Consider the following 10,043-nt stretch of genomic DNA (forward strand, 5'->3'; position numbering starts at 1 on the left):
CAAAATAGATCAAGGTACTATTATCAAACGAGAGGGAAATACAGACGTAAAAAGAACTAAGTATTCTTTTGTACTACCCGCTGTATGTAGCGGATAAATTCTTTTGAGCCTACAACTTGTACTTCTTCTAAAAAGCCCAGAACAAAACGCCCTGGCGCCTTGAAGCTTTTCACATTTGCCTTGAAATAATACTTGCCAGTTTCTGGAATTGGATTTATGAATGCGGCACTCATGGGGTACTCTTCCTTTAGCAATAAATAGGCACGCATGGACATTTGCAATTCAATTTCTTTGTTCATGCTTTTGCCCTGGAATCCAAAAATATCGGGCTTGTAAAATTCATGTTGGGCTTCATGTTTCATAGGTGTTTCTAACACTTCTACGCTAGCCATTCGCTCAATATTGAAATACTTATTGAGCCTTGTTTTTATTTCAAATGCTGAAACAGCATCGTAATTATCTGTAAAACATGTGGGCTCAACCATGCGGTCTGAAACACTTTGACTGTTGGCAGAACTATACCCTTTGATTAAAAGCTGCTTTCCTTCAATGATTGCTACTGAAATTTGCTCCACGATTTTTGCCAGGTGCGCCTTAAACAAGCTTTCAGCCCCTAATTCTATTTCGCTAGATTGCTGCACTTTTTGTAAGACACTCTGAGCCAACTGATTTTTCTTTCCAGTAGATAATATGAGTTTTTTAAGGTAGTCTGCTTCTTGGGGTGTAAACGGAATAAGATCTAAGTCTGAAGAAGCGGCAATAAATATTTTGTTGTTGCTGTCTTTCTCAATAGTGAAACCCAGGTCTTTTAATAAATCGAGGTAACGATACACGGTTCTTTCGGAGGTATCCAGGAATGTTTCGATGCTTCGCACCGATTTTGCAGGGCGAGCTTTCAAGTAATTTATCAGCTGAAATAGCCTGTATATTCTATTCTGATTAAACATGTTGAAAAATATTTTGACAAATAAAGTCAAATGATTACAACCTACCAAGCAGTTGACCCTATTTGGCAAAAAGATTGGGTTATTTTGTCAAATTAACATTTAAAAAAACGACTATGAAATTTAATTTAATTGCAGCTTTTCTTTTCACCATAACAATGTCAACAGCATTTGGTCAAGAAATAAAGTACGCTGATTTAGCAACAGCAGAAAGAGGTGAATTCACATCATACCTCGGCAGTGATGGCGCTGTCTATAAAATTGGTGACCGCGTAAAAATTGGTGTGCCGTCCTCAAACAAAACCTTTGCATTTATCACTGAAGGTGATGGCATATTGTTGCCAATTACAAATCTATTGGCAAATTCAAGTGGTACTGAAACCGAAATCAAACGAATATTTGTTGTAGGAAATAAGCGATCTGGCTATACGGTTGCCTTTAGAACCAAAGGAATTACTGGATTATCTAATTACACAATCCAATTTGAAAATGCACTATCAACAGGCGAGGTCAAAGGATTTGGTTTGTCGAGTGATGATGCACTCGCTCAATTAAAAAAAGCAAAAGACAAACTAGACCTTGGCTTAATTACACAAGAGGAATTTGACAAATTAAAGGCCGAGCTTAGTAAATACATAAAGTAAGATTAAATCTCCATTACCCCACCAGCATTAAACCTGCCCGTGGATGTTGCTTTTCCCTTTTCAACCTGTACAATTACATCAACTTCATGGGCGTGTTCATTCACGCCTTTGAATTTTCCTTCCTTGGTGGTGTGGTAGATAAAAATAAAGGAGACTTCTGGGTGCATTTTTCTTAAAGCGTCAATGTCGTTCACATCCATTCCTGCTTTGGAAACGCTATCAATGAACACGAAGTTGAAATCATTCAGATTTTCAGGAACACGGTCGGTGATATACAGGTTTGAGTGATGCGCTTTTAAGCGTTCAATCTTTTCTTTTAGGGTATAGCCAAATCCTTCTTCAATGGCACAGTACAATACCTTACCGTGGTTTGCTGCTAGGTAGTTTGCAAAGTCCAAACACATGGTTGATTTTCCAGACTTTGGTAGTCCGTAAACCATGGCTGTGAATCCTACGCTTGGATCACCAATAAGTTCCTTATATCGACCTTGTAGGCCTATGGTTTGAAAGTCCATGGCAAGCAATTCGCCTGAACTTACAATCATTCCATTGTCATCGTCGTAACCGCTGAGGCTTTTTTTTTGATGGAACAAGTTTTCTCCCAAAATGCCCATTAATCCATTAAGCTGTGCCTTGTTGATATTCAACATCGCCGAATCACCGTCAATGTAGTTTTTAAGCGTTTGGTAGGCTTCATTTAACTTATCGGCATACTTGTCCGATTTAGTGATCTTTCCTTGCTCAACAGCCTTTTTAATTCGGTTAAATAACCTTTGCGACCTGTCTTTTACATCTTTCTTTCCATTGAGTGCGATATAGGACTTTAATAAGGCAACAGAAAACATGCCTTCCTGACTATGTGCAATTTCAAGGTAGCGTTTTAGGTTTTTGCTGTCAATCTTGATTTCTGCCATGTCGCCCATTTTTTCGTAACAGGAAATCAGTTGTTTCTGCATCATATCAATCTCCTTGGCGTAAGGGGAGTCCTTTCCTATTCTGCGTTCAATAATGGCTTTTTGCAGACTGTGTAACAGGGTTAATATTTGAGCCTGACTTTTTACCTTTCCATGCATGGCTGCATAGCGTTTGATAAATTGAACATCGGTATCAATGAGTTCTACATCTTCGCTATCGTATTGTTCTTTCTCCACCGCTGCTTTTTTAGGTGGCATATATCGCGTTGCAGGCTTTGCCGCAGCAGGTTTTGGACTTGACTTTACGGTTTTTGTTGGCAAGGACTTTGAAGTAGCCACCACTGAGCTAGGATTTTTACCCAGGTATTCCGTTAGCTTTTGAAAATATGCATCAACAACGCGTTTGATGTTTTCGTTTGAATTGTATGCAGCCCAGTTGTTTTGTGATGCTCCTTCTACAAGTTTATGTCCTTTTGTAAGGGCTTCGGGTAGACTATCCCAATTGATACTTGCGGCTTTTGAAAAGTAATTGTTCGTATTTAGCATGGTTTAAAAATTTATAAGTTCGAGTTCTATTTCAAGGGCTAAAGCTTCGAGCTCTAATTCACTTGTATTGAATGTTGGTGTTGCTGGAGCTGGAGCCAGGTTTGTTCGGTATTCCAAAAGATAATTCAAGCGCTGAAATTCGGAGGCTCTATCCTGGGCACTTCTGCCTTCTACTTGCAAGGCTGATTTTTTTGCTTGGATTTCTAGTCTAAGCTCCGCCCATTTGGGAGAGTTTTCTTCGCCGTTATAACTTTGAGATTGGTTAATTACAGCTTGTTTCTCTGCTTCGTATTGCGCCATAACAGGACTTAAATCACTGGAGAGTGAAAATCCTCTTGGTTTGAGCAGGGTACGTTCTGTTTTTCGCACCTTGCTTACATATTCCTTGAAATAATTGAGGTAGTAGCGGTTTGAAAAGTAAATGCCAAGTACCTGGTACGAACTTTCAATTTTTCGACCAATGGCAAGTATTTCCTTGTCCTGTTGATCCGTTGAATTCAGTACCGCTTCAATATCCTCTTTAAGCTCCTTTGCTTTCTTGGATTGTTTGTTGATCACTTCACCATCTTCGGCAACTTTTGGTGTTTCTAACAAATAATTCGATGCTAACAACGTAGTGTAAAATCCGCGTATAGCTTCAATAGATTTTTCACGGTAAATTTTGTAGTCTCTAATATCACTTTGTACTTCTTTGAGCATCTCAATGGCTAGTCCGATTTTTTTGTAATCGCGATTCAGCTGCTCCTTCGCCTGGTCAAAAAACATACGCACCAAACGGTCAACATCGGTAATAAGAGCCAGCTTAATCTCCTCAGGATCCATGCTTTCTAAATCCAGCACGTTTCCTCTGTCACCCCTGAACCAAATGTCATTGATACGTGAGGTCTTTTCTTCTAGCTTTTGGAACACAAAGACATCCATGGAGTCCTGCACCAATGGCATCACAATACGCACATACTGAAACTGATTTCCCTGGCGCCAAATTCGGCCTTCCAGCTGTCGAATATCCGTTGGATTCCATTCAGGATAGCAGTTGTAAATAACCGTTCCGCGTTTTTGTAAATCAATCCCTTCACGGATTGTGGCGGTTCCAATGATGATTTTCACCACTCCATCTAGGAACGCTTCTTTGATGGTTTCTTTTCGCGTATCGTTGATTTCAGAAGAGATGATTTCTACTTCATCAACCTTTACTTTATCGTACATCACCCCACGCTTGTAACCTACCTCTTTCTCCAGGTATTCTTTAATCAGCGGAAAAAACAGTTTACCGCGGTTCATGTAAATCACCTGTCCACTAGCGGTCTCTTGGTGCTGCTCATGCCAAGCTTTCACAGATTTGATGCAGTCCATGACATACGCAATTTTTGGGCTTTGATCAACAAAATCCTTGTAGTCTTCAGGTGTTCCATTTAACAAGAATGGAGAAAGTGCATTGTCCAAACTATAAGCCAATGCCCGAAACAAATTACCCATATCCAATTTCCCTTGCGTAGAACTTTTCGCCATGGCCACAATGCCATTTTGATTTTCACGCTGCTTTGGTGTCATGTTAATGTAGGTAAGCACTTGCTTATCTTGGGACAATCTTTCCTTGGCATTTTCAAAACTATAAAGCAGTGGCAAGTTGATTTTCTTTGGTCTAACCACACCAGCTTCTTCACCCGTTTTATACAGGATATGGTTGTAGATGAGCTTTTGTAAAATCCTGCGGTTGGTGAAGCTTTTGATCACTTCCTTTTCTACAATTTCCTCTTTGTAGTTGGCAGCCCATTCTACCGTTGGAAGGACAAACAAATCAAAGAATGTGTCCAGGTTTAAAATACCGTTGTCTCGCAAAGAATCATAGGCCACGAGAGACAACATCGAATAAATTTCCAATGGTGAATTCGAGAACGGAGTTGCCGTAAGCAGCATGGTATTTCGGCCATATTTGCGCTGAATAAAACTTAGAATCAAAAATGCTTTTTGTCCTATTTCTGATGTGGCTGATTGTATGTTGTAGCGCTTGTTTCCTTCATCATCGCTCTTTACGGATGCAAATACATTTTTACACCTGTGCGCTTCATCAATCACAGCGTAATCAATACCAAGTACATCAATATCGGCAATCGAATTCTTTAATCCCACGCCAATCATTTCTCTGAATTTTTGGTATTCGATTTCTTTGTCTCGGCTTGATTTTTCTTTGCTCTGCCCAAGGATATTTACCAGCTCGGTAAACAATTCATCCGAAACGGATTCACCAAAGCCCAGACGTTTAAAACCTTCATACGTAACCATGGTGATAGACCTCTCGGCAACAGGCGCATTCAAATTGATTTTATCAATGATGTCCGTTCCCAGGTTGTACCAATCATTCACGGTAATGCCTGTATGGGACAACACACCCGATACAAACTCACCCGTTTTTTTATCGGTGTAACCGATGATTTCGTTCATCCACTTTTTATAGGTAGGCTTAGGAACTACTACAATTGGACGTTTACATTTGCCTGAATACAAGTTATGCGCCAAGTTCACAATAGCTGTCATAGTTTTACCTACGCCCACGTCAAAGGCATTGATGCCTGATCCCATGGCTTCCATGAAAGCCACACCTTCGCGCTGAATATCGGTTATTTGCAAAATGCCCGACTTGAAACGAGCGGAACACTCAAAGCCAATCGGAACCTTGGAATAGTTGATATCGGATTGACCGTTGTATAATCGGTTCCAGGCATAATTTAGTTTATGCTGGTCGTCAAAGGCCAGTACTTCATGCAGGAACTTAGAGAAGAGCTTTTCACCCTCGATTCGGGCATTGGCTCTAAGCTCTGCCTTTTCTTCCTTAGATAGTTTGTCATCGCGAAGTGATCTATTCGCTAGGTAGTAATCAGCAATATCAATGGCGGAGCTTTTTTCAAAGTCGGTGTCATTATTCAAGGTGAACAACCATTTAATGAAAACATGTTGTAGCGTGTATTTAGTTTCACCATCAAAACGAATACTAATTTTCTCGCGGTCTTTTTTGCGTTCAATTTTACCGTTCACCTTTTTAAGTTCCTCGGCATTCTCTAAATCCATGTATTCCTCTCGAACACTTGTTACATAAAACAATAGGGGATCAACGGCAAAATCAGAAATCGCGGTTATAATTGGCCGTTCTTTTTCATCGGCATTCTCAACGGTAAGTAGTTCTGGTTTTGCTTTTTCAACTACCTGTTTGTGATTGTTCCAAATCTCTATCCCGAAATGTTTTTCAATATCCTCTTTGTCATTTTCAAGTTGAGTAAGCCTATCATACATATTCCCATAGGTATATGTCGGAAATGGCAATAACTCACCTGCATGGTAAAACAATGCGCCAGCACGAACCAAATCAAAGAGCTGCTCTTCCAGTGCTTTTCCTGTTCCTTTTAGGTAATAGTTTTCCCAGCCGTTCATTGGAACGCCCGTTTTTCGCTTGTACCAAACCCACGCTTTGATTTCAGGCTCAGTGATGCCCTTGTTGTATTTTGCTACAACATCAGAAAATGGAATCTTTTTTCCTTCGGTATCGCCCAGTCCTTGAAGTTCGCTAGCTTGTTTTAAAATGCGCTCCACCACTTGAGAATTACCTCTAATCTTAGTCGATGTATAGGGATTCAAAGTCCCCAAAGAATGAATGTTTGATATGCCTGATAAATAGCTCATAGTCTTTTTAATTGTAGTTCGTATTCTAGTGCCAATGCTTCAATTTCTAAATCCGAAACATTTGTGTTAGCCAAAGGATTCGACTGCATAAATCGTAAAGCATGGGCATTAGCATCCTCGATGTATCGGTAATTAATGTTCTCCAGTAAGAAATCTCCATTTTGTATTTGAAAATTGTAATCCACTCCATGAGAGAAGATTTGTATTTTATAAGTTCCAAGGCGGTAATCCACTGAAAAATCCTCATTGCCAGGATCGTAGTAATCGATGTGCCAGTCACCTGGCAGCTCCAATATCAGCTGAAAATCACCCAATGCATGATTGATTGTATTGGTGATCCAAGTTTCATTTCCTTTGATAGATAGCGGAAACTCTCTGCTTGTTGTTACGAGCTCTTCACCACACACTTTTTCAGGATATAAATTAAACCAGGTATTAAATGTGCATAGTTCTGTGAGGCTCAATGGTTCATTGGAATAATCTTTTTGTTTGGCGTAAACTTCCACCAAGCCCTTCTCATCTCTATCCTTTGGAAATACTCCATTACGGAGTAATGCCACATGAAAATCCTTTGCATCAGATTTTGATAGCACGTCCCGAATCATGTCTATTCGAGCTCTGAGATATGCAGGGCTTGTAATGTCCACTAGATCATTTCCATTTCAGATTCAAGCATAGGAATTACCGCTGCTGGAACCATTTGGTCGTGCAGCATTTTTCGAATTACCAACTCTTCTGCCTGCTCATATCCTTGGGGAGATTGCATCATGGCGAATAAATTAGGCGCATTGGCTTGGGTCACTTTTTTGAGCTGCTTAAGAATTTCTTCGCGCAATTTTTGCTCCATCGGATTCATCGTTGACCTATCACCTGAAAGTGAACTTTCACTCCTCTCAGCAAACGAATAGTATCCATTTTTAGTAACGATGAGGTGGTCAACCAAATGCACATCAAAGAGTTTCAATGATTGTTTTAGCCTTCGAGTAAGCTGCCTATCCGCCTCAGATGGTTGCAGGTTTCCACTTGGATGATTGTGTGAAATAATCACGGACTTGGCCAAGGTTTTTAAAGCCACCGCTACCACAATTTCTGTATCCACCATGGTGGCATTGATTGTACCTGTTGAATGATGGTAGTAACCAATTATCTTGTTAGCTTGATTTAAGTAAAGCGCAATAAAATGCTCCTGTATTTCAATTCCTTTCAAGATTTGCTCTTTGAGGAAATTATATACATCATTGGAGCTCGTTACCTGGCCAAAGAAATAAGCTTCCTTATTAAAAGTGACTTCGATTTCACGGATTTTAAATTCTGCATCAAGCTCATCTATTTGGTTTTCTAAATCGCTGTACGATGATTTGTCAAACACCATTTGAGGTTGTATGTTGGGCTGATTATATTTCATGATTATTTGCGTTTTAAAACGATAATGTCCGTTGGGACTTTTGAGAATTTGAAAACGGGAGGCAGACGATAGGCATCCACTATATCTGCTAGCTTTTCAATCTCCAATTTTTCACTTTGGTAACTGATCCCATTTCGCAGGAAATTACTACCAGTAATAAAGACCATTATTCCGCCTGGCTTCAAAAGCTGTAAGCCATAATGCATAAAAAACAATTCTATTTGGTGCATTTTGGGCTTGGTAAAATAGCTGCTGTACTTGTTTTTGTACTTGCCGTAAGGCGGATTGCCAATGACAAGCGAAAATGGATAACCTTCAAGCCAGGTAAGCTTGTCTTTTAGTCTTGCTGTGTAGCGTGGCTCTTGCAGGAAAGCCGTTTCAAAATAGCCTTCATAAATCTTCGCATCGGGATATAATATCTCTGTGATGCGCTTGGATATGGGATTGATTTCAAAGCCGTAGCATTTGGAGTTATTGGGAGCCCATTTTAGTAAATTCCCAGTTCCTAAACTTGGTTCCAGTACTGATCCACCAGCCTTAAATCCGTAGCGGTATGCTAGTTTCCACATGAGCTCACAAACAAAATCGGGCGTGAAAAATTCATAAAGCACACCTTCGCCAGTCGCTCCCTTTGAACCTTGTCCGCCTGAACCTTCATACTGAGCAATAAACTTCTTCTCATCGAAACTATACGTTTCGCCTGCCTTGTCCTTCTTCAGGATTAACTGCTGGATTTGTTTATTGAGCTCAAATTGATTCATTACACCATGGATTGGGTTTCTAGTAATCCATTTTTACCCACTACTTTTATGATATAAGAATACGCTTCGCGGCTACGACCTTTTACGCGATCCAATACTTGTTCTACGGTTCCCGTTCCAGGTTTAAAAAAGTAACCTTGGTTGTAGCGAACCAGCGCCTTATCGAGTCTTAAAACACCTTGCTCATAATGTTGATCTATGAGAATGCCAATAAGCATAGCACCCAACAAAATATTGAGTTCTGGCTTTTGTAAATCAGCACGGGTCATAACATTTCCCGTGTAATTATTTTCCTTGATCTTATGAGATATGTATTGTTGTTTCAACGGGCCGTTAACCCTTGCACCTAAATGCTTTTTCAACAGCTCAATTTCAGGTGCTGTCAGCCTTTTGGACTTGTTTTCCAAATGAATGACATCATTTCCAGTTTGTGGTTTTAACTGCATTAATCCCACTGCACCTGCCGAGCTAACAATACTTGGATTACCAGCACTTTCAGTGAAAATGAGGGAAAGAATGATCGCTCCTGGGACATTGGTTAATGTCTCTGCGAGTTTTATTTCGTTGAAATACTTTTTGCCAATGGTTTCCATTTTTGTTTTATTCTGTGGCAATGCTGCAACTGGATAAAATGTACGTGGGGTCATTGGTATTGGGACTGCTAACTCTGCCATACTTATGCTTTATAAAATGTGATGGTTCTCTGCGCTTTTTGGGCTGGAGTAATTGGAGGATTATCGTCAGTACTCTTCGAGTTTTTTTTAAGCAGTGCCAACAAGGCCAATGCTGCTGCGCCAAATATTAACTTGTTCATTGTTTTTGGATTTGAATGAGGCTACTATATTTTATAGTTGAATTAGGGTTTGAAACGCTTATTCTTTGTTGAAGCTTGCGAGGAGAGAATATCCAAAGCCAGGGCTTGATTCTTTCACCTTTGAATACAACCTGTGTAATCGTATCGGTAGTAAAAATGCTTAATTGCTGCGTTTTGTCATTGCCGATTCCGCTGATTTGATACCACTGATCTTTATAAGAAAATACTTTTACCCTGACCGTATCATGAACGATGCTATCTCTTAGTACTGTAATGATATTTTTCTGTGTTTCAATCACCGTACTACTTACCTGAGTTGCCCTGTTTAATTTGATTCCCA

10 protein-coding genes are annotated in these 10,043 nt (G+C 39.9%); 1 reads left to right on the forward strand and 9 read right to left on the reverse strand.

Going from position 1 to position 10,043, the window contains the following annotated elements:
* Positions 1 to 56: 56 nt before the first annotated feature.
* The gene (locus Q0L65_RS13740) at positions 57 to 947 is read right to left on the reverse strand and encodes a WYL domain-containing protein (RefSeq protein ID WP_296687400.1); all 891 of its coding nucleotides are present in this window, start codon (positions 945 to 947) and stop codon (positions 57 to 59) included.
* A 113-nt stretch (positions 948 to 1,060) separates the two neighbouring features.
* On the opposite strand from Q0L65_RS13740, the gene Q0L65_RS13745 reads away from it, so the two are divergent.
* The gene (locus tag Q0L65_RS13745) at positions 1,061 to 1,588 is read left to right on the forward strand and encodes an SHOCT domain-containing protein (protein WP_296687401.1); all 528 of its coding nucleotides are present in this window, start codon (positions 1,061 to 1,063) and stop codon (positions 1,586 to 1,588) included.
* A 2-nt stretch (positions 1,589 to 1,590) separates the two neighbouring features.
* Here the strand turns inward: Q0L65_RS13745 and Q0L65_RS13750 are convergent, their stop codons facing one another.
* From Q0L65_RS13750 to Q0L65_RS13785, 8 genes are all read right to left on the reverse strand, one after another.
* Positions 1,591 to 3,048, reverse strand: a complete 1,458-nt coding sequence (locus Q0L65_RS13750; RefSeq protein WP_296687403.1) for an AAA family ATPase — start codon at positions 3,046 to 3,048, stop codon at positions 1,591 to 1,593.
* A 3-nt stretch (positions 3,049 to 3,051) separates the two neighbouring features.
* Positions 3,052 to 6,723, reverse strand: a complete 3,672-nt coding sequence (locus tag Q0L65_RS13755) for a DEAD/DEAH box helicase (RefSeq protein WP_296687406.1) — start codon at positions 6,721 to 6,723, stop codon at positions 3,052 to 3,054.
* Positions 6,720 to 7,370: a hypothetical protein gene (locus Q0L65_RS13760; RefSeq protein ID WP_296687407.1), complete on the reverse strand. Its 651-nt coding sequence runs from the start codon at positions 7,368 to 7,370 to the stop codon at positions 6,720 to 6,722. The genes Q0L65_RS13755 and Q0L65_RS13760 overlap by 4 nt, the downstream gene beginning before the upstream one ends.
* Positions 7,370 to 8,128 (reverse strand): JAB domain-containing protein, encoded by a 759-nt coding sequence (locus Q0L65_RS13765; RefSeq protein ID WP_296687409.1) that lies wholly within the window; start codon positions 8,126 to 8,128, stop codon positions 7,370 to 7,372. The genes Q0L65_RS13760 and Q0L65_RS13765 overlap by 1 nt, the downstream gene beginning before the upstream one ends.
* A gap of 2 nt (positions 8,129 to 8,130) precedes the next feature.
* Positions 8,131 to 8,889, reverse strand: a complete 759-nt coding sequence (locus Q0L65_RS13770; RefSeq protein ID WP_296687410.1) for an N-6 DNA methylase — start codon at positions 8,887 to 8,889, stop codon at positions 8,131 to 8,133.
* Positions 8,889 to 9,563 carry a transglycosylase SLT domain-containing protein gene (locus Q0L65_RS13775; RefSeq protein WP_296687412.1) on the reverse strand — a complete coding sequence of 225 codons (675 nt, stop codon included), beginning with the start codon at positions 9,561 to 9,563 and terminating at the stop codon, positions 8,889 to 8,891. The genes Q0L65_RS13770 and Q0L65_RS13775 overlap by 1 nt, the downstream gene beginning before the upstream one ends.
* 2 nt (positions 9,564 to 9,565) lie before the next feature.
* On the reverse strand, positions 9,566 to 9,703 hold the full coding sequence (locus Q0L65_RS13780; protein WP_296687413.1) for a hypothetical protein: 138 nt from the start codon (positions 9,701 to 9,703) through the stop codon (positions 9,566 to 9,568).
* A partial coding sequence (locus Q0L65_RS13785) for a DUF6549 family protein (RefSeq protein ID WP_296687414.1) occupies positions 9,700 to 10,043 on the reverse strand: 344 nt, incomplete at its 5' end. The genes Q0L65_RS13785 and Q0L65_RS13780, both read right to left, overlap by 4 nt.

Source organism: Flavobacterium sp. (genome assembly GCF_024642105.1).
Taxonomy (GTDB): domain Bacteria; phylum Bacteroidota; class Bacteroidia; order Flavobacteriales; family Flavobacteriaceae; genus Flavobacterium.